Origin of the sequence: Aminobacter niigataensis, assembly GCF_014200015.1 — a bacterium.
Lineage (GTDB): Bacteria > Pseudomonadota > Alphaproteobacteria > Rhizobiales > Rhizobiaceae > Aminobacter > Aminobacter niigataensis.
In genome coordinates, this window is record NZ_JACHOT010000007.1 from 1 (window position 1) to 23,235 (window position 23,235).

Below are 23,235 nucleotides of genomic sequence, written 5' to 3' on the forward strand. Positions count from 1 at the left end.
GCGCCCACCGGCCATGTCGTGTCGGTGCGCGAGGTCAGGCTGTCGGCCGGTGCCGGCTTCATCGTCGCCATCTGCGGTGAGATCATGACCATGCCGGGCCTGCCCAAGGCGCCGTCGTCGGAAAAGATCTTCCTCAACGAGGCAGGTCAGATCGAAGGCCTGTTCTGAGATAAAACTCTCTCCCAAGGCGCTCCTTTCCACCCCTCCTGTCCCCCAGGCCCGGAGCGCCCTTCAAGGCCTGGCACAACGTGCCGGGCCTTTTTTTTCAATCGCGGATGGGAGCCGGTAAGAAACGCCCAAGCCAGGGCGGGCCATGCCGGACCACCATCCGGCGCATGCTGAAAGGCCTATTAAAAGTTGCCTATCAGTAAAAATTCTTGCACTTGGATATTGCTCTTCGGGCAAGTTTCGAGTCAATATGTCCCCAACAACGTCCGCCTCAAGGCCGGGTCGCCGGAACGAGGCGGGAGGAACTAACTGGAGGAGTACTACCGATGACAGCTTCATGGCGTTTTTCGACGTTGGCCGATCGCCACCGCGCCCTTGGTTCCAATCTCGAAGACTGGAGCGGCATGGGCACGGCCTGGTCGTACGACAAGGACGCGAACGAGGAATATGTCGCGATCCGCACCAAGGCCGGCCTGATGGACGTTTCGGGCCTCAAGAAGGTCCACATCACCGGCGCCCACGCCGGGCATGTCATTGACCTGTGCACCACCCGCAATGTCGAGAAGATCTACCCCGGCAAGTCGGTCTATGCCTGCATGCTCAACGACGCCGGCAAGTTTACCGACGACTGCGTCATCTACCGCATGGGCCCGAACTCCTGGATGGTCGTCCATGGCGCCGGTACCGGCCATGAAGAACTGACCCGCGCCTCGATCGGCCGCGACGTGTCGGTCCGCTTCGACGACAATCTGCACGACCTTTCGCTGCAGGGCCCGCTGGCGGTCGACTATCTCGCCAAGCACGTGCCGGGCATCCGCGACCTCAACTACTTCCACCACATGCAGACCCAGCTGTTCGGCTTCCCGGTGATGATCTCGCGCACCGGCTACACCGGCGAGCGCGGCTACGAAATCTTCTGCCGCGGCCAGGACGCCGGCACGATCTGGGACACCATCGTTGCCGAAGGCAAGGAAATGGGCATCATCCCGACCCGCTTCACCACGCTCGACATGCTGCGCGTCGAGAGCTACCTTCTGTTCTACCCGTACGACAATTCGCAGAAGTACCCGTTCGCAAACGAAGGCCCTGGCGATACGTTGTGGGAGCTTGGCCTCGACTTCACCGTCAGCCCCGGCAAGACCGGCTTCCGCGGTGCCGAAGAGCACTATCGCCTGAAGGGCAAGGAGCGCTTCAAGATCTTCGGCGTGCTGCTCGACAGCGACAAGGCAGCTGACGAAGGTGCCGAGATCTGGCGCGATGGCAAGAAGGTCGGTGTCGTGACCTGTGCGATGTATTCGCCGCTGGTGAAGAAGTCGATGGGCATCGCCCGTCTCGACGTCGACTGCGCCATCGTCGGAACGCCGCTCGAGATCCGCAACGCCAGCGGCACCGTCAAGGCAACCGCACAGTCGCTGCCGTTCGACGATCCGAAGAAGCTCAAGCGGACGGCAAAGGGCTGAGACCTTGGACAGTGCACCGGTGAAGACGATCCTTAGTCGCCCGGTCTACGGAACATTGTCACCGCAGGCCGGCAAGAGCCACCTTCTCATTGCGGACGCCGAAGGGGCGTCCGCGATCCTGGACCTGGCGAAGCAGGCTCCCGCGGACTTCTTCGCCAGTGCACACATTATGTTCATACCGGGCCGGACCGGAGACAGCTTTCAGGCATCCCTGAAGGCGTTGAAGCCGGCCCAGTATTATGAAGGCCCCTCGATCGCGGCGGCATTGCCGCGCCTGACATGGACACTTGCCAACGCCCACATGGGCTTGCGTGTCTATCTCGCCGGCACGGAAGGCCTGATCGGCCAGATGATGCAGGCTGCAATCGAAGCCGGCATCGACCCGGCCTCGATCCAGACCGAACATCGCGGCTCCTGGGCACGCCGGGTGCAGTGCGTGCACTGCAAGGGCATTACCGAAAACGTCACCACCCAGCCGGCAACCTGCTCGCATTGCGGCCTGCTGCTTCTGGTGCGTGACCACTATTCCAAGCGCCATGCCGCCTTCCAGGGCGTCTGCATCAACGCCGAGGATCCGACCGAGATCCCTCAGACAGAGGAGATTTTCCGGTGAGCGCAGGAACAAACAAGATTAACGTCACCGTGACCGAAGTGGTCGCGGTCAACGAACTGGTCAAGCGGTTCCATTTCGAACGGACGGACGGCGGCAATCTGCCGACGTTCTCCGGCGGTGCCCATGTCGTCATCGAAATGCGCGACAATGGCACGACCCGCCTCAACCCCTACTCGCTGATGAGTTCGCCGCTCAACACGCGCGACTACACCATCTCGGTGCGCCGCGACGATGTCGGCCGCGGCGGCTCGCTGTTCATGCACAACCGCGTCAAGCGCGGCATGGAAATGGTGATCAGCTATCCGGTGAACCTGTTTTCGCTGGATCTGCGTGCCAAGAAGCACCTGATGATCGCCGGTGGCATCGGCATCACGCCGTTCCTCGCCCAGACGGCGCAACTGGCGTCGACCGGCGGCAATTTCGAGCTGCACTACACCTGCCGCTCCGAAGCGCTCGGCAGCTATTCCGAGGTGCTGCGCGAACGCTACGGCAACCGGGTCAGCCTCTATCTCGACGAGCGCAACGAACGCATCCCGCTCGAGCGCCTGCTCGCCACCCAGCCGCTCGGCACGCATATCTATGTCTGCGGCCCTGCCGGCATGATCAAATGGGTGCGCGACACGGCGGCCACCCATGGCTGGCCGGACGATTCCGTGCACTACGAACATTTCGCGGCGCCGCAGCCGGGTACGCCGTTCGACGTCAAGCTGGCGGTGAGCGGCCTGGAGATCCGGGTCGGCGAGCAGCAGAGCCTGCTCGAAGCGATCGAGGCTGCGGGCGTCGATCCGCCCTATCTCTGCCGCGGCGGTGTCTGCGGCCAGTGCGAGACCAACGTCATTTCCTATGACGGTACATTCAAGCACAACGACCATTGGCTGAGCGATGAGGAGCACTGCTCGGGCAAGAAGATCATGCCATGCGTCTCGCGTTTCGAGGGCCGCTCGCTGGTTCTCGAACGGTAGCAGATCCCGGGGCGCCCGACGCTCTGGAAGAGGGAGGAATTGATGGGAATAAACTTCAGGAAAGAAACGTTCCGCGACGATTTTACCTTCAGGAACAGTCCGGAACAGGTCAAACGGTTTCCGTTTCCCTATCATGAAGACGCCTACATGTACTCGGTCAACATCGAGCCGCATGTCGCCGGGCCGAAGAACAGCGTGTTCGAACATCTGATCGATGTCGACGAGCACTACGTATCCGAAATGCAGGACCGCGCCATGGTGCTTGCGGAGGATCCGCTGCGCTGCCAGTCGCTGCCGCACATGACACTCGCCGGCTGGGACCTGCTCGAACTCTTGATGACCGAAATGGCCAAGGGCTATCCCGAGCACTTCACCTTGACCCAGGACGGCGACCGCTGGCGCTGGATCAACCGACCGCTCGGCATCGACGACACCTTCACCTTCGGCGACGTTTCCACCCTGCCCTACGGACCGATGGAATACATCACCCGCCAGAGCCAGGGCGACTTCGCCATTCTCGACCAGCGTGACGGCAACCTGTGGATGGATGCCGGCATGATCACCACACAGGCCGACTGGTCGCTCGATTTCGACATCGGCATGAACTTCTTCGAATGGCATGCCCCGGTGCCGCTGGCGCATGAAATGGGTGTCTTCACCCGTGCGCTGAAGTTCCTGACCAACATCCAGCAGGGCCAGCCGGCGCGGCGCCTGAACTGGACCATGACGATCAACCCGCGGCTCGATACCAGCCCGGAAAACTTCCACAAGTGGGGCAGCGACCGACTGTCGGTCACGGCTGAGAATGTCGGCCAGAAAGTGCATCTGCGCGTCGAGCTGCAGACCTTCTTCCGGCTGCCGCGCTCCAACGCTTTGGTCTTCCCGATCCGCTGCTACCTGCTCAAGATGGACGAATTGGTGAGCGTGGCGAAATGGGGACGTCGCTTCCATCGCGTGCTGCGCGACCTGCCGGATGAACTCGCCGAGTACAAGGGCCTGACGCGTTACCGCCAGACCGTCGTCGAGTGGCTGTCGAAATACGACGACGGCGCCCCGACCTCGCCCGGCTTCGGCCCGGAGTAGGCACAGAATGATCGGCATGGGCTTCGGCCCATGCCCCGCAAATGAAAAAGGAGGCGATTTCGCCTCCTTTTTCATTTGCGGCCTCTCTGTAGCCGGTCGTTCCAGGCAGCCTATTCGCTGCCACTGCCCTGCGGGTAGGAGATGATCGAGAGATAGCGGATCGGCAAAGTGGTCAGTTCTTCCGGGCCATGCGGTGCATCGGCGTCGAAGAACAGGCTGTCGCCCGGCGTCATCCGGTAGAGTTTGTTGCTGTGGCGGTAAACGACCTCGCCTTCCAGCATGTAGAGGAACTCCATGCCCTCATGCTGGAACATCGGAAACACGTCCGTGTGTTCCGACAGTGTGATGAGATAGGGCTCGACCACCACACCCGCGGTATTGGAGCCGATATGACCCAGGAGGTTGTACTGGTGCCCTGCGCGAGTGCCGCGGCGTTCGACGTCGACCCCTTCGTTCGCCTTGACGAAGACGGCGTTCCGCTCCTCCTCGAAGCGGCGGAAAAAGGCGGTCAGCGGCACGCCGAGCGCCCGCGACAGCGATTGCAAAGTGGTCAGCGACGGCGAGGTGATGCCGTTCTCGATCTTCGACAGCATGCCTAGCGAAATGTTGGTCATCGCCGCGAGATCGGCAACGGTGATGCCGAGCTTCTTGCGGAAGGCGCGGACCTCGTGGCCGAGTGCCACCTCCAAAACCTTCTCCGGGGTATCGCGTACCGCGTGCGGATCCTGAAGCAGCGGTGTCGGGCGCGCCTTTGCGGCGACCGCAGCCGATATGTTCTTGCCCTCGGCGACAGCGACGGCTGACATGCGGTCTTCTTTCACCCTGATAATCCCCTGCGATGGCAACTCTTGAAATCGACCTTTTCACTAGTGGTAAAATTTTTTTCCAACGATATCAAGTGGCGCTGATCGAAATGCAGGCAATATGCCTCTCATTGACTGCATTTCCGGCGGAAAATGCAGCACGACATGCAGCGGATGTGTGGGGTGCCGATCGTCTTGGCTTGCGGCTCAGCCGCGCATCAAAGCCTGAAACTCGGCGGGCGGCAGCAGGGCGCCGTGATGGCCGATGACGGTTGCGGCGACACGGGCTGCAAATTCCGCGGCAAGGCAGTGATCACCTGAAACGAGATACTTCGCCAGGAACGCGCCGTTGAAGCTGTCGCCGGCACCCGTGGTGTCGAGGACATTCCGGGCGGCGACCGAAGGCACGAAGACCGTCTCGCCGCCGAAGCGCAACGTAATGCCCTCCGCGCCATCCTTGACCACGAGGTTCTCGACGCCGAGGCTGCCATAGCGAGCGATGGTCGCATCGATCGAGGCGTCGCCGAAATGCGTCGCCTCGTCTTCGAAGCTCGGCATGACGATAGTCGCCGCCGCAGCGCCGGCCGAGATCGTCCGGCGCATCGTGTCGGCATCGTCCCACAGCCGCGGGCGGATGTTGGGGTCGAATGCGACCATCTTGCCGGCAGCCCTGCCCCGCCGGATCTCCGATAGCAGCGTTTCGACTGCGCCAGGCGAAAGGATCGCCAGCGTGATGCCGGAGAACAGGATCACGTCCGAAGCGTCGATAGCCATGCGAAGGGCTGCGGGATCATCGGCGAGCAACCGAGCGGCGGATACCGAGCGCCAGTAGGAGAAGCTGCGCTCGCCATCCTTGAGGTGGATCATGTAGAGGCCGGGCGTGCGCTCGGGCACGCGCCTGACGAAGCCGGTGCCGACCCCCGTGCTCTCGATGAAGGCCAGAAGCTCGTCCGAGATCGTATCGGTGCCGACGGCGGTGAAATAGTCGACCGGCCACGCCGCAGGCAGGAAGGCACGCATGTAATAGGCGGTGTTGAAGGTATCGCCGGCAAAACCCTTGCGCAACAGGCCGCCCTCGGCCTGCCTGAGTTCGACCATGCATTCCCCGATCAAGAGAGCGCGTTGCGACATGCGGTAAGCCTATCCAGTGAGTTCAGGTCAGGGTCGGGTTGGTCAACCGCGGCCCGCGGCACGGACGGCGCCTTGCCCGTCCTCGTCCGCCGTGTGCCCGAGACGGCTCGACAGGTCAACTGCCGCATCCTGCAGGCTCTTGAGATAGCTGGCGTGGTTCTTCAGCCCGTCCTCGCGCGGCGCCACCAGGCACAGAGTCGCCACGCAGATGCGGCCTGCCTGATAGACCGGCACGGCAAAGCAGTGGGTGAAGGTCTCGACCGCACTGTCGAAGGTGTAGTAGCCGACGCGGGACGCCTCGCGCACTTCGGCGATGAAGACCGCCGGGTCGAGCCACTGGCCATTGGGCAAGCGGAAATCCTCCTTCGGGATGAAATCGAGAATTTCCTGGTCGCTCATATGCGCAACCAGCAGACGGCCGGACGCCGTCCACGGGATCGCCACCGGGTCGCCGACATTGGACGAGATGCGGAACGGGCGGGAGCCCTCCTTCATCTGGGCGACGGTGTATTTGTTGCCCTCGAGCAGGCACATCTGCGCCGTTTCGCGCGTCTCCTCGGCGATGTGGGTCAGCAGCTTGTCGCACTCGCGCATGAGGTCGAACTGCTCGGCATAGGCCATGCCGAGGAAATAGAGCTTGCGGCCGAGGAATACGCGGCCGTCGTCGCCGCGGTACTCCAGAACACCCTGCCGCACCAGCAGGTTGACCAGTTCGTAGATCGAGGAGCGCGGCGCGCCGATGCCCGAGGCGATCTCGTTGGGGCGCAACGGCTGACGCTTCAGGCGCAGGAAATTCAGGATCTCGAAGGCGCGGTCGAGACCGCGCGCCCGCCTGTTGGTCATGTCGTCCGAAACTTCGTCCATGTACCGCCTCCCCGGGAACGCCGAGCAAAAAACCTTATGCCGTCACGGGTGCCTTGTAGGCGACGCAATCGATCTCGACCTTGCAATCGACCATCATACTCGACTGCACGCAAGCGCGAGCCGGCGGGTTGGCGCCGAAATACTCGGCGTAGACGCCGTTGAACGACCAGAAGTCCCGGGGGTCGTCGAGCCAGACGCCGACGCGCACGACGTCCTCCAGGCCGTAGCCGGCTTCGTCGAGGATGGCGATCAGATTTTCCATCGTCTTGCGCGTCTCGGCAATGACCCCGCCGCCGACGATCTCGCCGTTTTCCATGGCGACCTGACCGGACACGTGGAGCCAGCCATTGGCCTCGACGGCACGGGCGAAAGGCAACGCCTGCTTGCCTGCCCCGGTCTGGCCGGTGCCGTAGCGCTTGATCGTCATGCTAATTCTCCGAATGTCAGTTGAAAGTTGAGGTCTTGAGGAACTCCGCCAGCCGCTCGGTCTGCGGCTTGTGGAACATCTCGCGCGGGTTGCCCTCTTCGCCGATACGGCCCTGGTTCATGAAGATGACGCGCGAGGACACTTCATAGGCAAATCGCATCTCGTGGGTGACGAGCAGCATGCTCATGCCGTCGCGGGCGAGGTCCTTGATGACCTGCAGCACCTCGTTGACCAGTTCGGGGTCGAGCGCCGAGGTGACCTCGTCGAACAGCATCAGCTTGGGGTTCATGGCAATGGCGCGGGCGATCGCCACGCGCTGCTGCTGGCCGCCGGAAAGCTGGCCGGGGTAGCGGTCGCGGCGTTCGGCGAGGCCGACGCGGTCGAGCCACTTCTCCGCCAGGGCGCGTGCCTCGTCGCGGCGCATGCCCTTGACCTTGACCAGGCCGAGCATGACGTTTTCGGCCGCGCTCATGTGGGGGAACAGGTTGAACTGCTGGAAGGCCATGCCGGTCATCGCGCGCTGACGGGCGATTTCCTTTTCCTTCTTGCGGCGCCGTGTGCCGCCCGAAGTCTCGTAGCCGATCTCCTCGCCGTCGATGCGGATCGAGCCGCCCTGGAATTCCTCCAGCATGTTGATGCAGCGGAGCATCGTCGTCTTGCCGGAACCGGACGAGCCGATGATCGAGATGACGTCGCCTTGCGCCATGGTGCAGTCGACGCCCTTGAGCACTTCGACGTCGCCGTAGCGCTTATGCAGATCGCGGATTTCGAGAAGGTTGCCGGTCATGGGGTCGGCCTCAAGATGGAATGGAGGTTTTGCGTTCGACGTAGCGGCCGAAACGCTCGATGCCGTAGTTGACGGCGAAATAGAGGAAGCCCGCGAAGAAATAGAACTCGAGGCTCATGAAGGTGCGCGAGATCAGTTCCTGCGTCCTGAGCAGCAGCTCGGCCACGCCGATGATCGACAGCAGCGTCGAGGCCTTGACCATCTCGGCAGCGGTGTTGACCCAGGCGGGCAGCACCTGGCGCAGCGCCTGCGGCCCAAGCACATAGGCGAAGGTCTGCGGGAAAGTCAGCCCGATCGCCTTGGCGGCTTCCGTCTGGCCCTTGGGGATCGACTGCAGCGCGCCGCGCACGATCTCGCCGACATGCGACGAGCAGAACACTGCAAGTGCCAGCACGCCGGCCTGGAACGGTCCGAGATCGATGCCTATGGTGCCGAGCACGTAATAGCTCGCCAGAACCAGCACCAGCACCGGCGTACCGCGAATGAAATCGGTGTAGCCGCGCACCAGCCAGCGCAGCGGCTTGGCGCCGTAGGTCAGCGCCAGGCCGACGCCGACGCCCAGGACCGTGCCGACGAGGATCGCCAGGACCGAGATGGAGACGGTGACGCCGATGCCCTTGAGGATCGGGATACGGGCAAGCCACAGCGTTTCGAGGAATGCAACGAGATCCATGTCGATCACCTCGGAATGGACATGCGCCGCTCGAGCTGGCGCAGCAGGGCTGCGAGCACCGAGCAGGTGGCGACATAGAGGCAGCTTGCGACGATCCACGTTTCGATGACGCGGAAGGTCTCGACGTTGATCTTGCGTGCCTCGAAGGTGAGTTCCGGCACCGCGATGGCCGCGGCCAGGGACGTGTCCTTGAACAGCGAAATCAGGGTGCTTGAAAGAGACGGCAGCACGTTGCGCAGCATCAGCGGCATGACGATCGAATTGCGGATCTGCGACTGCGTCAGGCCGATGGCCAGCCCGGCTTCCTTCAGCCCGTTCGGCACCGCAAGGAGGCCGCCGCGAAAGACCTCGGCGAGATAGGCGCCCGAATAGAGCGCCAGCGTGGCGACGAAGCTCTCGATCTTGCCGAGGCGGATGCCGAGTTGGGGCAATGCGAAGAAGGTGAACAGCACCAGCACGAGGATCGGCGTGTTGCGGATGATGGTGACGTAGATGCGCGCGGGATGGCGCAGCATTCCACGCTTCGACAACAGGCCGAAGGCGGTGATCAGGCCGAGCACGCAGCCGATGGCGATCGCCACGAAAGCAAGCCCCAGGCTGAGCGCCAGGCCCAGGAGCAGTTGGTCGAAGCTGCGCCAGACCGCCGAAAAATTGAGGGTGTAACCCATGGTGCCGTCAGGTTCCGATCAAAAGGAATGGCGCGGCCGGTGAGACAGGGGCCGCGCCATCATCGAGCTTACTTGTACTCGACCGGGAAACCGATCTGCGGCGGGGCAATCTCCTTGCCGAACCAGGTCTTGTAGGAGTTGGCGTAGAAGTCGAACTCGACACCGGTCATCGCCTCATGCAGGGCGGTGTTGACGAAGTTCAGCCAGTCCTGGTCGCCGCGCTTGACGCCGCAGGCATAGGTCTGCGGGTTCCAGCCGTAGCCGGCGTCCTTGTAGCGGTCCGGGTTCTGCTTCATGTACCAGGCGAGCGACGACTGGTCGGTGGCAACCGCATCGGAACGGCCCGATTCCAGCGCCTGGTAGATCAGGTCGACGGACTCGTACTGGTCGACCTTCGCCTCCGGCAGTGCCGCATGCACCATCGCCTCGGCATAGACGTTCTGCAGCACAGACACGGTCACGCCCGAGCCGGCAGCCTTCAGCGCCGCATAGTCGGCATGCTTGCTGTCGCCCTTCAACATCAGGCCAACGCCTTCGCGGTAGTAGGGAATGGTGAAGGCGATCTGCTGGGCGCGCTCGCCGGTCACCGTCATGAACTGGCAGGTCAGGTCGACCTTGTCGGTGGTGATGTTGGGGATGCGCGCATCCGACGACTGGTTGACGTATTCGATCTTGTCGGGGTCGCCGAACAGCGCCTTGGCGACGATGCGCCCCATGTCGACGTCGAAGCCCTGGAGCTTGTCGTCGGCGCTCTTGAAGTGCCACGGCGCGTTCGTGCTGCCGGTGCCCAAGACCAGGTGGCCACGCGCCAGAACCTCATCGAGCCTGCTTTTTTCCTGCGCGCCTGCAGGCACAGCGGCCGTCAGCGCGGCGGCGGCTGCGGCCGCCAAGAGATAAGCCTTCATCTCACCAATCCTCCCGGGGAAAATTTCTCTAAAACAATGTCCATTATTGTGGACATCTGTCCTGAATAATGGATTGACGTATCAAAATGCACACGGCATTGTTTGTCAAGCGGTTCGGAGGCAAGGTCCCCGACGTTCCGATTTGGAGGCAAAGCCAGGCATGTTCGACAAGATCCAGACGCCCGCCGTATTGGTGGACATCGATGTGGCGAAGCGGAACATCGAACGCTTCCAGGCCTATGCCGACAGCCACGGTCTGAAGGTCCGGCCGCACATCAAGACGCACAAGCTGCCGGCCATCGCTGAAATGCAGCTCGACGCGGGCGCTGTCGGCATCACCTGCCAGAAGATCTCGGAAGCGGAAGCCATGGTCGCCGGCAGCGACCGGCTGAACGACGTGCTGATCACCTACAACATCCTGGGCGATGACAAGCTCGCCGCGCTCGTCGCACTCGCGCGCAAGGTCAGGCTCGCCGTGGTGGCCGACAATGCGACCGTGATCGACGGGCTGTCTGCGGCATTTGCGGATGCAGGCGTCACGCTCGATGTCTTCGTCGAATGCAACACCGGCGCCGACCGCTGCGGCGTCGGCTCGCCCGAGGCGGCCGCCGAGTTCGCCTCGCGCATCGCCTCAGCGCCGGGCCTGCATTTCGCCGGGCTGATGACCTATCCGCCGGTCGGCGGCGCGGCCAAGGTCCAGACCTTCATGACCGAGGCCAAGGCGCTGATCGAGGCCAAAGGCATCGCGGTTCCCGCCATCACCTCGGGCGGTTCGCCCGACATGATGCTGGCGCATCTGGCGCCCGCCACCACCGAGTTCCGCCCCGGCACCTATGTCTACAACGACCGCTCGCTGGTCGCCGGCGGCGTCTGTAGCTGGGACGATTGCGCGCTGACGGTGCTTGCCACCGTGGTCTCGGTGCCCGCGCCCAACCGCGCCATCATTGATGCCGGTTCAAAGACGCTGACCTCCGACCTGCTTGGCCTCACCGGCCACGGCCATGTCCTCGGCCGCCCCGACATAGCAATCGACCAGTTGTCGGAGGAACACGGCCGCCTGCGCTGCGAGGGCGACATCGGCCTCAAGGTCGGCCAGCGTATCCGCGTCGTGCCCAACCATGCCTGCGTCGTCACCAACATGGTCGACGGGGTCCATGTCTTCGGCGAGGACCGCGCCCCCGAACTGTGGCCGGTGCCGGCACGCGGCAAGATCATCTGAACCGCACCATCCAAAGAAAAGGCCTCCGGGGTGCTGCACCCGGGAGGCCTTTTTGATTTGAGGCTGACCTGCGTTTAGCGAACGACCAGCACCGGCACCTTGCTGTTGGTCACCACTTCCACCGTCTGGCTGCCGAGGATCAGGCGGCCGAGGCCGCGGCGGCCATGCGAGGCCATGACGATAAGGTCGCAGCCACGATCGCTAGCAATCTGGTTGATCGCTTCCGCCGCCCACATCTCCTCGACATGCACCGCCTCGGCATTGACGCCAAGCTTTTCAGCCTGGGCCTTGGCGGCATTCAGCACTTTGGCGCCATATTCCTCGCCGGCCTTCTGGTAGGACACGATGTCCTCTGCCGTGGCTACCGGGCCGTACATGCCGGCGGAGGCAAAGATCGGCGCGGGCTCGGTCACGTTCATGATCGTCACCTTGGCACCGATGCCCTTGGCGAGGCTCAGGCCATGGTCGAGGCCCTTCTGCGCCAGTTCCGAACCGTCGGTGGCGATGAGAATGTGGGTGTACATCAGGCTCTCTCCATAAGCTTCGTGTCAATCCAGGCTGCGAACCTCGCCCGGACGTCACGGTCGGGTCAAGGCCAAGCCGGACGCCCCCCATGCCGAGACTGGCTGATCAGTTCCGGCAGATTTCGGCCGGCAAGCCTTCGGGACTGCGTTTTGCCTCCGCGCCGACGGAGAAGGTCGCGCATTCCAGTGTGTCGGCCATTTTGGCGCCGTTGAGGTCGAACTCCATCGGCTGCGCGCCACCTGGGAAAACCTGACGCCCCAGAATCCAGGTCAGCTGGTTGCGAACGATTTCAGGATCCATGTCAGGCGAACGCCTGATCACCGCGTCGACGCCGAACTGAGGGTTCGCCAGGCAGTCGTGCCAGGCCTGGCGGGTGATCGCGTGCAGCTTGCCGGCCAGGCCCGGCTCGTGCTCCAGCACCGAATTGAGCGCCACAAGCGCGCCTGAATAGATGTCTAGCCCGTTGTCGGCGAAGTAGAGGAAATCGAGGGCGGTGGTGTCATGGCCGCGCATCTGCATGGCAAACTTCAGCGTCGCATCGAAGCAGGTCGCAGCCAGCACCGAGCGTGACGCCACCATCCGATCGCGCTCCTCCGGCTGGACGCCGAGATAGGTGTAGCTGTCGGGGGCATAGCCGTTGCGCTTGAGCAGCAGCGGCAGCAGCCGCGCCGAGGTGTCGCCGTTCGGCCCGCACAGGGTGCTGCCGGGAACGTCGGCCAGTGTCAGGCGCTTGCCGTCGGAAAGATAGCCGAGGCAGCAGGGCGTGTGCTCATAGATCGGCACGAGGCACGAAATGTCGGTCTCGCCAGTGCGCAGCGCGCGCTCGAACACCGAGGATACATCACCGAATCCAATATCTGCCTCGCCGTCCACCAAGGCGCGCGTCACCAGCGATGAGCTGAAGCCCTCGACGAAGGTACAAGACAGGCCATGGTCACCGAAATAGCCGGCGTCGACGGCGTGCAGAAATGGCGAATTCTGTCCCTGAAACAGGTAGTTAAGCTTGAAACGCAGTTCCATTCCACAAAACCTCGAACTTTCGGAACGGCCGTTCTTGAGAATCAGATTCTCCAGAAACTATTGTATCCAAAGCGATTGCCGTCCTTGGTGGCTTTAGCAATTTGCGATATAACCCAAACATTCAGTTTTCAAGCAGCCCATTCAAGGAGTGATCATGGGAATTGTGCGGACAGCCCTGCTGGGCCTCATTGCGGTCTTCGGCGTGAGCGCGGCAAGTGCGCAGGATTACAAGGCCGCCCTCGTGACAGCCGACACCATCACGGTCGGCACGTCGGGCTCGGCTCCGCCTTTCAGCATGACCAATGCCGCGGGCGAACTCGAAGGCTTCGACATCGACGTCGTCAATCTCGTCGCCAAGCAGTTTGGCCTCACCGCCAAGTTCGAGAAGCTCGACTTCGCCGGCCTGCTGCCGGGCCTGAGCGCCGGCCGCTTCGACCTCATCGCCTCGGGCGTGACGCGCACACCAGAGCGCCTGGCGTCGAAGGACTTCTTCCTGCTGTCGCCCTACATCGTCAACGGTGCCGCCATCACCCGCCGCGAGGCCGACACCGGCATCGCCAGCTGGAAGGACGTCTGCGGCAAGACCATGGGCGCGGTGCGCGGCGGCGTCTTCCAGAAGGTCGCCAAGGAAAAGCTGCCGGCCGACTGCGTCACCGAAAGCCGCGAATATCCCGGTGCGACCGAGCTGTTCCTCGACCTCGAGAACCGCCGCATCGACTTCGCCGCGCATGACTTCCTCGGACCGAAATATCTGACCAAGTCGGGCAAGCTGACCGGCACGGTCACGCTCGACGACCTGCTGACGACCATCACCCAGAGCGTTGCCGTCAGCAACAAGAACAAGCCGCTGGCCGACGCCATCGACGCCCAGTTCGAGACATGGCGCAAGGACGGCACGCTGCAGGGCCTCGCCGACAAGTGGTTCGGCGCGTCGATCGACTGGTCGAAGGCGCAGTAAACAGCGTTCCCGGAGGGGCGGCCGGACATGGAAATTGCGATTGCGTGGCTGCCGCGGCTGCTGGTTGCGGCAGTTCTTACGATTGCGCTGTCGGCGGTGATCTTCACCCTGTCGGCAGCGGTCGGCCTCCTGCTTTCGCTGGTCCATTACGGCCGCGAGAAATCGCTGCCGCGCGCAGGCATCGAGGCGTTCAGCGCCTTCTTCCGCTCGGTGCCGGAACTGGTCGTGCTGTTCCTGTTCTTTTTCGGCGGGCCTCAGATCGGTGTCGACTTCGGCCCCATCGGCTCGACAATCATCGCCTTCACCCTGGTCGGTATCGCCTTCGACTACCAGGTGTTCAAGGGCGCGCTGAAGGCCATTCCATTCGGGCAATATGAAGCCGGGCTCGCGCTCGGCCTGCCCAAACCGGTGGTGTTCCTGCGCGTGCTGGTCCCGCAGATCCTGCCGTTGGCGCGCAAGGGTTGGATCACCTATGCCATCGGCACCGTCAAGCGCATGTCGATCGCGTCGGCAGTGTCGGTCAGCGAGATCCTCTATGTCACCAAACAGGGCATCGCCGCCACCAACGCGCCCTTCACCTTCCTGACGCTGGCCGTCGGGCTCTACATCCTGATCGTCACGCCGCTGCTTGTGTTCAACGAGCGCAAGCCCAAGCAAGCGGTGGCACGATGAACATCCTGCTCGATCCGACCTACCAGCGCATGCTGCTTGACGGGCTCGGCATGACGCTGCTGATCTCGGTGATCGTCATCATCGTGTCGAACCTTCTGGCGCTGCCGCTTGCCATCTACATGCAGCGGCCCGATGGAGCCTTCCGGCGCCTGATCATCGCCTACAGCTTCTTTGCCCGGGCGGCTCCTGTCCTGGCGCTGCTGTTTGCGCTCTATTACGGCCTGCCGCGGCTCGGCATCTACCTAGAGCCGGTGCCCTCGGCGCTGATCGGCCTGATCTTCGCCTCGACCGCCTACAATCTCGAATTCCTGCGTTCGGGCTTCGAAAGCGTGCCCCAAGGCCAGCTCGATGCCGCAAGGGCGCTCGGGCTGAAGCCCTTCGCCATCTATTGGAAGGTGATGATCCCGCAGGCCTACCGGCTGGCGGCACCGTCGCTGTTTTCCAATGCCATCCAGATGGTCAAGGGCAGTTCGCTCGCCAGCCTGGTCGCCATCGACGAACTGACCGCTGCCTCGACCACGATCATCGCCGAGACCTACAAGGCGATCGAAGTGTTGCTGGTCGTATCGGTGTTCTACCTGCTGATCGCAGCCGTCATCATCGGCCTGCAGTATCTCTACGAATCCCGCCAGCGCCTGAGCCGGCGATAAGAGCGGGTTTCAGAGAATACGCTTGCCAAAGGCGGACATGACGAAGTTGACCGCTTCGGCGGCGACGCGCGGCTCGGTGTCACCGCCAAGACCGGAAACATCCATCGACAGCATGCCGCCCGAGAGCGCTATCGTTTCCATCGCCTGGTGCGTTTCGCGCACGGTCATGCCGCCCGATCCGCCGCTCCATCCGGCGATTTCGGTTGCCGACGGCGAATAGCTGACGTGGAACCCGGTCGTTCCCGCGGAGGCGATGCGGATCGCCTCGCGCATCACCTCGCGCATGCCGGAACCGTCGATCTCGGCCATGGTGAAAGCGCTCACGCGCGAATCCTTGAGGATGCGCACCTCAGCCGGGTCGGCCTCGCGCAGGCCGACCAGCACGACATTTTCGGGCGACAGCTGCGGCTGCAGCGCACCGGGCTTGTGGTCGAGGCCAAGCGCCCGTGCCAGCACCGAGCTTTCCGGTACGTCGTCGCCGTCTTCGCCTTCGGGCATCAGGGCGGCGATGGAATCGATCCAGATCAAGCCAAAGGAATGCGTCGCCTCGGCTGCAGCGGCCAACGCTTCGGACGCAGTGTGCCTGTCGGCGCCGGCATGCAGCCTGAGAAGGCCGGCCGGCGGGTGCTCGGCATCGGCGATCTCGACCACGTCGAACTGCATCTGCTCGAGCCGGGCACCGGCTGAGTGCCGTGCGAACACGGGTCCGGCCTCTGCGTCGGCAATGATCGAGACCATGCGGCGGCCGGTGAAATCCGCGATGTCGTGCATCGGCGCCTTCTCGACATATTCCGAGGTCATCGCCGTCAGCAGCGCGCCGTAGTTCATGTGGAAGCTGACACGGTCGCCGACGGAGAGCGGCGGCTCGGCATCTGTGATGTCGAGCACCAGATGGTCGCTCGACGCGCCAAGCACGCGCACGCCCGGATTGATCGGCACCAGCCCCTCGATCATCGTGTCCTCGCGCCCGATATTGGCGATGCCACGCAGCCTGTCGCCCTCGTCGACGAAAACCGGCTGATTGCCGAAGGCGTCGTAGCCGGATTCGCCGATCGGCAGCGACGGCTTGGTCTTGACCTCGATCAGGTCGCCGGCGAGCCTGAAGGCGTTGAATTCCAGCTCCCTCCACGGCTCTTCGCGGAAGGTTTCGTAGCCGCCCTGCAGGATCGCCTCGCCGATGCGCAGATTGTTGATGCCGGCAGGCATCTTGCCTTCGAGCAGGAGCGGCAGCGACGACGAGTTGCCGCCCGACACCCAGTCGAGGCTGATGCCGGCAAGCCGCTCGACCTTGTAGGCATAGGCGACGAGCTGGCTGAGGTTTTCCTCGCTCGGCATGATGGCGCCGAAGCAGGTCAGGTTGGTGCCTAGGCCGGCGATGCGCACGCCTGGCAGTTCGAGCACGCGCTCGACCGTCGGCAAAAGGTCGTTCGGCCAGATACCCTCGCGCAGGTCGCCGAGGTCGACCATCAGCATGATGTCGTGGACCCGGCCTATGCGCTGGGCGATGCGCGAGATCTCGCGGATGATCTCCAGTTCCGACTGCAGGCTGATGTCGACGGTGCGCACCACCTCCTCGACACGCGAGATCGGCGGGCTGCGCAGCAGCATGATCGGGCAGCCGATGCCGCTTTCGCGCAGGCGGCGGATGTTTTCGAAGCGCGACTCGGCAAGCCCCGCCACACCGCCACGCAGCATGGCACGCGCCACCTGCGGCATGCCGCAGCTGCCCTTGGTAACGCCGAACACCTTTATGCCGGATTGCGCGCTGCGTTCCACGACTGCGCGGGCGTTGCGCTCGATGCGACCGAGATCAATGGCGACTTGCGGTCCCGACATGGCAGCACCTTAGCCCTTGTAGACCAGTCCCGTGGGGTCGATGTCGGGTTTGCGCCCCGCCACTAGGTCGGCAAGGAATTTGCCGGAACCGCAAGCCATGGTCCAGCCGACATGGCCGTGGCCGGTGTCGAGATAGAGCCCCTTGTAGCGGGCGGGGCCGATAACCGGCACCGAGCCCGGCATCATCGGCCGCAAGCCGGACCAGACCTCGGCCTTGGCCGGGTCGAAGGCACCGGGGAACAGTTCCTGGCCCGTCTCGAACATCCGCTTGAAGTCCGACGGCTTGTGGCTGCGGTCGAAGCCGGTGAATTCGGCCGTCGAGGCCATGCGCAGACGGTCGCCGAGGCGCGAATAGGCGACCATCCGGTCCTCATCGACGCCGCCCATGGTCGGGCCTTTCGACGGGTCGTCCATGGTGACGGTCGCGGTGTAGCCCTTGACCGGATAGACCGGCAGGTCGATGCCGTTGCGGCGGCCGAGCAGGCCGCTCTCCGGTCCCATGGCGATGACCACGGCGTCGGCATCGAGACGTCCGGCCGAGGTCTTCACGCCGGTCACGCGGTCGCCTTCGACGATCAGGTCCTCGACCGTGGTGTCGAACATGAACTTCGCGCCGAGCTTCTGTTCGGCATAAGCGGCGAGCGCTTCGACGAACATGCGGGAATCGCCTGTCTGGTCCATCGGCGAATAGACGGCGCCGGCGATGCTGCCCCTGGCTGCGGCCAGCCCGGGTTCGAGCTCGGCCATCCTGCTGCGGTCGACAACCTCGATATCGAGCCCGTGCTCGGCGAGGAAGCCGTACATCCTGGCACCATGTTCGAGGCTTTCCTGCGAGCGGAAGAAATACATGATGCCGCGGGCGCGCTTGTCGTAGCCGATGCCTGTCTCGGTCGAGATCTCGTTGATGCACAGGCGCGAATAGAGTGCGAGCCTGAGCTTGGCTTCGGTGTTGATCCTCATCCGGGCATTGGTGCACTGGAACAGGAAACGGAAACTCCAGGCATAGAAATACGGATCGAGCCCGAGCCGGACCTTGATGCCGAGGTCGGGCGTGTAGAGTGATTTGATGAAGGTCTTGAGCGCTGCCGGCGAGGCCCACGCGGTGGCGTCGCCTGGAGACACCAGGCCGGCATTGGAGTAGCTGGTGCCGCGCGCCGCCGCCGGATGGCGCTCGACGACCGTGACGTCATGGCCGTCGCGGGACAGATAGAAGGCGGCCGCAGTTCCCACCACGCCCGCCCCGAGAACGAGGATTTTCATGTCGCACCCTGGTCGACATCAGGCTCTGTCGGGAACCCTTTACCGTCGGGAGCCTGGCTCCTCCTGGCCACCTTTTAGCGCCTGTCGCGGCAGATTTCGAGAGAGCGGCGCAGAAATCCACCACTTGGGCCTGGTCAGCCCCCGGCGGAGTTCTTGCGCGACAGCTGCTGCTCCCAGTTGAGTGCGTCGTGGACGATCGCATCGAGATCGTCGCGCTGCGGGTTCCAGCCGAGTTCGCCACGTGCCAGGTCGGAATTGGCGACCACCGAGGCGGCATCGCCAGGGCGGCGCGCACCCATCTCCACCGCGAAATCCGCGCCATGGACGCGTCGCACGCTGTCGATGACCTCGAGCACCGAATAGCCGTGGCCATAGCCGCAATTGGCGACGAGATTGCCGCCGCCGGCGCGCAGACGGGCAAGCGCCAGTCGATGCGCGGCGACGAGATCGGAGACGTGGATGTAGTCGCGCACGCAGGTGCCGTCGGGCGTGGCATAGTCGTCGCCGAAGACCTGCATCGACGCCCGCTTGCCGAGTGCGGTCTCGCAGGCGACCTTGATCAGGTGGGTAGCGCCCTTGGTCGACTGTCCGGTGCGCCCCTTGGGGTCGGCGCCGGCGACGTTGAAATAGCGAAGTGCGGTATAGCGCAGCGGGTGCGCGGCGGCGGCGTCGCGCAACATCCACTCGCTCATCAGCTTGGACAGGCCGTAGGGCGATTCCGGCGCCAACCGGGCGTCCTCGACCACCGGTTCCATGCCGGCTGCGCCATAGACCGCGGCGGTAGAGGAAAAGATGAAGTGCTTCACCCCCTCGCGCACCGCCGTCTCGATCAGGCTGCGAGTCTTGCAGGTGTTGTTCTCGTAGTAGCCGAGCGGATCGGCGACCGATTCCGGCACCACGATCGAACCGGCGAAGTGGATGATGGCGTCGATACCGTGATCCCGGATCAGCTGGCCGAGCAATTCCTTGTCGGCGACGTCGCCTCGCACCAACGTCGCTTCCGGCGCCACGGCCCATTCGAAACCGGTCGACAGCCGGTCGAGCACGACCACCTGTTCGCCCGCATCGAGCAATTCCCACACCATGTGGCTGCCGATATAGCCCGCACCGCCCGTCACCAGGACCGCCATTTGCAACTCTCCCCGTCAATTGCCGCCTGACCTTGTCTAGCGCAAAACAAACGCACAAGGCGAGGTGCGGCGTGCCCGGCCATTCCGTCGCAGCGGAATTTGATCCACATCAAGGGACTTTTCGGAGTTCTGTGGTCGTTTGAGGGTGTCGAGGGCGTGGCATTTTGACCAAAAACGGTCGATGGACGCCGAAGCAGCCGTTGATTATGCTCACGGCTGAAAAATTGGGACGTCCAGATGAACTACCAGCGGTTTTTCGAAGAAGCGATCGACCAAATCCACGCCGAGCGCCGTTATCGCGTGTTTGCGGATCTGGAGCGCATCGTCGGCAAGTTCCCGCGCGCCATCTGGAGAGCCAACGGCAAGGCCGAGGAAATCACCGTCTGGTGCTCGAACGACTATCTCGGCATGGGCCAGCATCCCGACGTGGTCGATGCCATGCAGAAGGCGGCCGGCAACATGGGCACCGGTGCCGGCGGCACGCGCAACATCTCCGGCAACAACCATCCGCTGGTCGAGCTCGAGCTTGAACTCGCCGACCTGCACGGCAAGGAAGCCGGCCTGGTCTTCACCTCGGGCTTCGTCTCCAACGAGGCCGCGATCTCGACCATCGCCCGGCTGCTGCCGAACTGCCTGATCCTGTCGGACGAACTCAACCACGCCTCGATGATCGAAGGCGTGCGCCGCTCGGGCGCCGAAAAGAAGATCTTCCGCCACAACGACGTCGCCCATCTCGAAAGCCTGCTGCAGGCGGCGGGCCGCGAGCGCGCCAAGCTGATCGTGTTCGAGAGCGTCTATTCGATGGACGGCGACATCGCGCCGATCGAGGCGATCGCCGACCTCGCCGAAAAGTACAACGCCATGACCTATATCGACGAGGTCCATGCGGTCGGCATGTACGGTCCGCGCGGCGGCGGCATCACCGAGCGCGAGGGGCTCGCCCATCGCATCGACATCATCGAGGGCACGCTGGCCAAGGCATTCGGCACGCTCGGCGGCTACATCACCGGCACCCGCGAAGTCATCGACGCCGTGCGCTCCTACGCACCGGGCTTCATCTTCACCACCGCGCTGCCGCCGGCGATCGCCGCCGCGACCACTGCGTCGATCCGCCATCTCAAGAACTCGCAGGCCGAGCGCGACGCCCAGCAGCGCCAGGCGACGCACGCCAAGCAGGTGCTTGCCGACGCCGGATTGCCGGTCATGGAGTCGCCAACGCATATTGTGCCGATCCTCGTCGGCGATCCGGAACTGTGCAAGATGGCCAGCGACCGCCTGCTCGGCGTCCACGGCCTCTACATCCAGCCGATCAACTACCCGACGGTGCCGCGCGGCACCGAGCGGCTGCGCATCACGCCGACGCCGTTCCATACCGACGAGCTGATCGCCGAACTCAAGCTTGCGCTGGTCGAGACGTGGAATGCACTCGGCATTCCCTATCGCGGCGCCGGCCATACCGAGGTTGCGCAGAGCGACCGCATCATCCCGCTTCTGGTGCCCAAGTCCGGCGGCTGAGGCCGCCGACCCATTCCAAAAGAAAGGCCCGAAACCATGCCGGTTTCGGGCCTTTCTTTTTGGGTTTCACACGGTGGCTATTGCGCGTTGATCCACTTCGCCAGCCGGTGCGCGGCTTCCTCGACCTGGTCGAGGCGGCGGTGGAAGCAGAGCCGCAGGAAACCTTCGCCACCGGCGCAGAACGCCGTGCCCGGAGCCACCCCGACAGCCGCCTTGTCGACGATGTCGAAGGCGGCGCGCTCTGCATCCTTCATGCCGTCGACGGAGAAGAACAGGTAGAAGGCGCCCGGCGGCACGCTGAAGCGGACCTTGCCGGTGTCGCCCAGCACCTTGCAGACGATATCCCTCGCCTTCTGAGCCCGCTCGACCTGCGAGGCGATGAAACTGTCGCCTTCGTCGAGGGCGGCGATCGCGCCGCGCTGCAGGAACTGCGCCACGCCGGAGCTCGAATACTGGATCAGGTTCTCGAACATGCGGCTGAGCGACGGGTGCGTCTTCAGCCAGCCGACGCGCCAGCCGGTCATCGCCCAGTTCTTGGAGAAGGTGTTGACGAACAGGATCTTGTCCTCGGGATCCATGATGTCCATGAACGACGCCGCGCGGCCGCCGCCATAGTAGAACAGTGCATAGATTTCGTCGGCGACGATCCACAGATCATGCTTGCGCGCGAGGTCCAGGATTGCCTGCAGCGTCTCGCGGTCGGCGGTCCAGCCGGTCGGGTTGGACGGCGAATTGACGAAGATCACCCTGGTCCTTGGCGTGATCGCCGCAGCGATCTTCTCGACGTCGCAGGACCAGCCATTGTCGGTCATGTCGAGCAGGACCGGCACCGGCTTGACGCCGGCAACACCTGCTGCGCCGGCGAAATTCGGCCAGGCCGGCGCGAGATAAAGTGCCTCGTCGCCCGCCCCTGCCGTCGCCTCCAGCGCCATGGTGATCGCTTGCATGCCGCCAATGGTGACGAGGAATTCGTCCTCGGAGAAGTCCATGCCGAAATGGCGCTTATGGTAGCGCGATATCGCCTGGCGCAGTTCGGGAATGCCGGCCTGCCATGTATAGAAGGTTTCGCCATTGGCGAGGCCGCGCGCCGCCGCCGAACTGATGAAGTCGGGCGTCGGCATGTCACCTTCGCCGGACCACAGCGGGATGAGGCCGGCACGGTCGCGGCCATAGTTTGCCACCGCCTCGATGCCGCTGACCGGCGCAAGGCGGGCCTCGGTGCGAACCATATCGATAAGGCTCATGATCATCCCGGGTTGACTGATGTTGACTGACGGCAGTGGCGGGGAGCCTAGCGCGCCGGCGCAAACGAAAGAACCCCCGGTGGTCCAGCCAGCCGGGGGTTTTCGAGATGCCAGCGCTTGCGTCTACTTCTTGGCGAGCAGGTCGCGGATTTCGGTAAGAAGTGCCACGTCGGCCGGCGGCGGCCCTGCCGGTTCGGCTGCCTTTTCCTTTTCCAGGCGCTTGCGCATCGTGTTCACGCCCTTGACCATCAGGAAGATGATCCAGGCGAGGATCAGGAAGTTGATGATCACGGTGAAGAAGTTGCCATAGGCGAACACCGCGCCCTGCTTCTTGGCTTCTTCAAGCGAAACGGCCGTCACTGACGACGACAGCGGCAGGAAGTAATTGGAGAAGTCGAAGCCGCCGAAGATCGCCCCGACGATCGGCATGATGATGTCTCCGACCAACGACGAAACAATCAGGCCAAAGGCACCGCCGATGATCACGCCGACGGCGAGATCCATCACATTGCCCTTGGCAATAAACTCCTGGAATTCCCTGAGCATAGAACCCTCCATGTACGATCTGCGGAAAGGCGAATCGTTCCCAGCATTCGTCGCTAAACGCCGCCACCATAGCAAAAACCGCCGGTTGCAAAACCCGCGAATGCAAATCGCCATCC

Annotated in this window: 25 protein-coding genes; 10 read left to right on the forward strand and 15 right to left on the reverse strand. The window is 63.5% G+C overall.

The genetic code is table 11. The annotated features are described in order from the left end of the window. The 5 genes from GGQ99_RS20710 to GGQ99_RS20730 all read left to right on the forward strand — a co-directional run. Window positions 1–168: formate--tetrahydrofolate ligase (locus GGQ99_RS20710; RefSeq protein WP_183264020.1), on the forward strand; the 168-nt coding region annotated here is incomplete at its 5' end. Between the two features lie 326 nt (window positions 169–494). Then, the gene (locus tag GGQ99_RS20715) at window positions 495–1,628 is read left to right on the forward strand and encodes an aminomethyl transferase family protein (RefSeq protein ID WP_183264021.1); all 1,134 of its coding nucleotides are present in this window, start codon (window positions 495–497) and stop codon (window positions 1,626–1,628) included. A gap of 19 nt (window positions 1,629–1,647) precedes the next feature. Next, window positions 1,648–2,241, forward strand: a complete 594-nt coding sequence (locus GGQ99_RS20720; protein ID WP_108609312.1) for a dimethylamine monooxygenase subunit DmmA family protein — start codon at window positions 1,648–1,650, stop codon at window positions 2,239–2,241. Further along, window positions 2,238–3,203, forward strand: a complete 966-nt coding sequence (locus GGQ99_RS20725; RefSeq protein WP_108609313.1) for a PDR/VanB family oxidoreductase — start codon at window positions 2,238–2,240, stop codon at window positions 3,201–3,203. The genes GGQ99_RS20720 and GGQ99_RS20725 overlap by 4 nt, the downstream gene beginning before the upstream one ends. A 42-nt stretch (window positions 3,204–3,245) precedes the next feature. Further along, window positions 3,246–4,286 carry a heme-dependent oxidative N-demethylase family protein gene (locus GGQ99_RS20730; RefSeq protein WP_183264022.1) on the forward strand — a complete coding sequence of 347 codons (1,041 nt, stop codon included), beginning with the start codon at window positions 3,246–3,248 and terminating at the stop codon, window positions 4,284–4,286. A 110-nt stretch (window positions 4,287–4,396) separates the two neighbouring features. On the opposite strand, the gene GGQ99_RS20735 is transcribed toward GGQ99_RS20730, so the two are convergent. The 8 genes from GGQ99_RS20735 to GGQ99_RS20770 form a co-directional block, all read right to left on the reverse strand. Then, window positions 4,397–5,092 (reverse strand): helix-turn-helix domain-containing protein, encoded by a 696-nt coding sequence (locus GGQ99_RS20735; protein ID WP_108610045.1) that lies wholly within the window; start codon window positions 5,090–5,092, stop codon window positions 4,397–4,399. A gap of 204 nt (window positions 5,093–5,296) precedes the next feature. After that, window positions 5,297–6,220, reverse strand: a complete 924-nt coding sequence (locus tag GGQ99_RS20740; RefSeq protein WP_183264023.1) for a sugar kinase — start codon at window positions 6,218–6,220, stop codon at window positions 5,297–5,299. 42 nt (window positions 6,221–6,262) lie between these two features. Next, on the reverse strand, window positions 6,263–7,084 hold the full coding sequence (locus GGQ99_RS20745; protein WP_108609316.1) for an IclR family transcriptional regulator: 822 nt from the start codon (window positions 7,082–7,084) through the stop codon (window positions 6,263–6,265). Window positions 7,085–7,118: 34 nt separating this feature from the next. Continuing rightward, window positions 7,119–7,511, reverse strand: coding sequence for a RidA family protein (locus GGQ99_RS20750; protein WP_108609317.1), 393 nt, complete (start codon window positions 7,509–7,511; stop codon window positions 7,119–7,121). A 16-nt stretch (window positions 7,512–7,527) separates the two neighbouring features. Then, entirely contained in the window at window positions 7,528–8,298 is a 771-nt protein-coding gene (locus GGQ99_RS20755; protein ID WP_108609318.1) for an amino acid ABC transporter ATP-binding protein, read from the reverse strand. 10 nt (window positions 8,299–8,308) lie between these two features. Then, window positions 8,309–8,971, reverse strand: a complete 663-nt coding sequence (locus GGQ99_RS20760) for an amino acid ABC transporter permease (protein WP_183264024.1) — start codon at window positions 8,969–8,971, stop codon at window positions 8,309–8,311. Between the two features lie 5 nt (window positions 8,972–8,976). Then, window positions 8,977–9,639, reverse strand: a complete 663-nt coding sequence (locus GGQ99_RS20765; RefSeq protein ID WP_108609319.1) for an amino acid ABC transporter permease — start codon at window positions 9,637–9,639, stop codon at window positions 8,977–8,979. A 68-nt stretch (window positions 9,640–9,707) separates the two neighbouring features. Then, entirely contained in the window at window positions 9,708–10,544 is an 837-nt protein-coding gene (locus GGQ99_RS20770) for a transporter substrate-binding protein (RefSeq protein ID WP_183264025.1), read from the reverse strand. Window positions 10,545–10,704: 160 nt separating this feature from the next. On the opposite strand from GGQ99_RS20770, the gene GGQ99_RS20775 reads away from it, so the two are divergent. Further along, window positions 10,705–11,763, forward strand: coding sequence for a D-TA family PLP-dependent enzyme (locus tag GGQ99_RS20775; RefSeq protein WP_183264026.1), 1,059 nt, complete (start codon window positions 10,705–10,707; stop codon window positions 11,761–11,763). A 74-nt stretch (window positions 11,764–11,837) separates the two neighbouring features. On the opposite strand, the gene GGQ99_RS20780 is transcribed toward GGQ99_RS20775, so the two are convergent. Both GGQ99_RS20780 and GGQ99_RS20785 read right to left on the reverse strand, forming a co-directional pair. Next, window positions 11,838–12,287 (reverse strand): universal stress protein, encoded by a 450-nt coding sequence (locus tag GGQ99_RS20780; protein ID WP_183264027.1) that lies wholly within the window; start codon window positions 12,285–12,287, stop codon window positions 11,838–11,840. A gap of 106 nt (window positions 12,288–12,393) precedes the next feature. Beyond that, window positions 12,394–13,308 carry an ABC transporter substrate-binding protein gene (locus tag GGQ99_RS20785; RefSeq protein WP_183264028.1) on the reverse strand — a complete coding sequence of 305 codons (915 nt, stop codon included), beginning with the start codon at window positions 13,306–13,308 and terminating at the stop codon, window positions 12,394–12,396. Between the two features lie 154 nt (window positions 13,309–13,462). Between GGQ99_RS20785 and GGQ99_RS20790 the strand changes: the two genes are divergently transcribed. The 3 genes from GGQ99_RS20790 to GGQ99_RS20800 are packed head-to-tail and all read left to right on the forward strand — an operon-like array spanning window position 13,463 to window position 15,588. After that, window positions 13,463–14,266: a substrate-binding periplasmic protein gene (locus GGQ99_RS20790; protein WP_183264029.1), complete on the forward strand. Its 804-nt coding sequence runs from the start codon at window positions 13,463–13,465 to the stop codon at window positions 14,264–14,266. A 27-nt stretch (window positions 14,267–14,293) separates the two neighbouring features. Beyond that, window positions 14,294–14,938, forward strand: coding sequence for an ABC transporter permease subunit (locus tag GGQ99_RS20795; protein WP_183264030.1), 645 nt, complete (start codon window positions 14,294–14,296; stop codon window positions 14,936–14,938). After that, entirely contained in the window at window positions 14,935–15,588 is a 654-nt protein-coding gene (locus tag GGQ99_RS20800) for an amino acid ABC transporter permease (protein ID WP_183264031.1), read from the forward strand. Before GGQ99_RS20795 ends, GGQ99_RS20800 begins: the two co-directional genes overlap by 4 nt. 9 nt (window positions 15,589–15,597) lie before the next feature. Here GGQ99_RS20800 and GGQ99_RS20805 read toward each other — a convergent pair whose 3' ends face one another. From GGQ99_RS20805 to galE, 3 genes are all read right to left on the reverse strand, one after another. Beyond that, complete coding sequence (locus GGQ99_RS20805; protein WP_183264032.1) at window positions 15,598–17,424, reverse strand: alanine racemase; 1,827 nt, start codon at window positions 17,422–17,424, stop codon at window positions 15,598–15,600. Between the two features lie 9 nt (window positions 17,425–17,433). Beyond that, window positions 17,434–18,684 (reverse strand): D-amino acid dehydrogenase, encoded by a 1,251-nt coding sequence (locus GGQ99_RS20810; RefSeq protein WP_183264033.1) that lies wholly within the window; start codon window positions 18,682–18,684, stop codon window positions 17,434–17,436. Between the two features lie 134 nt (window positions 18,685–18,818). Next, window positions 18,819–19,814 carry a UDP-glucose 4-epimerase GalE gene (gene galE, locus GGQ99_RS20815; protein ID WP_183264034.1) on the reverse strand — a complete coding sequence of 332 codons (996 nt, stop codon included), beginning with the start codon at window positions 19,812–19,814 and terminating at the stop codon, window positions 18,819–18,821. 237 nt (window positions 19,815–20,051) lie between these two features. Here galE and hemA point away from each other — a divergent pair, with 237 nt between their 5' ends. Beyond that, a complete protein-coding gene (hemA, locus tag GGQ99_RS20820; RefSeq protein ID WP_183264035.1) occupies window positions 20,052–21,329 on the forward strand; it encodes a 5-aminolevulinate synthase in 1,278 nt (425 codons plus the stop codon). Window positions 21,330–21,406: 77 nt separating this feature from the next. Here hemA and GGQ99_RS20825 read toward each other — a convergent pair whose 3' ends face one another. Further along, window positions 21,407–22,573, reverse strand: a complete 1,167-nt coding sequence (locus GGQ99_RS20825; RefSeq protein WP_183264036.1) for a pyridoxal phosphate-dependent aminotransferase — start codon at window positions 22,571–22,573, stop codon at window positions 21,407–21,409. A gap of 123 nt (window positions 22,574–22,696) precedes the next feature. Next, window positions 22,697–23,119, reverse strand: coding sequence for a large conductance mechanosensitive channel protein MscL (gene mscL, locus GGQ99_RS20830; protein ID WP_108609336.1), 423 nt, complete (start codon window positions 23,117–23,119; stop codon window positions 22,697–22,699). Between the last annotated feature and the right edge of the window lie 116 nt (window positions 23,120–23,235).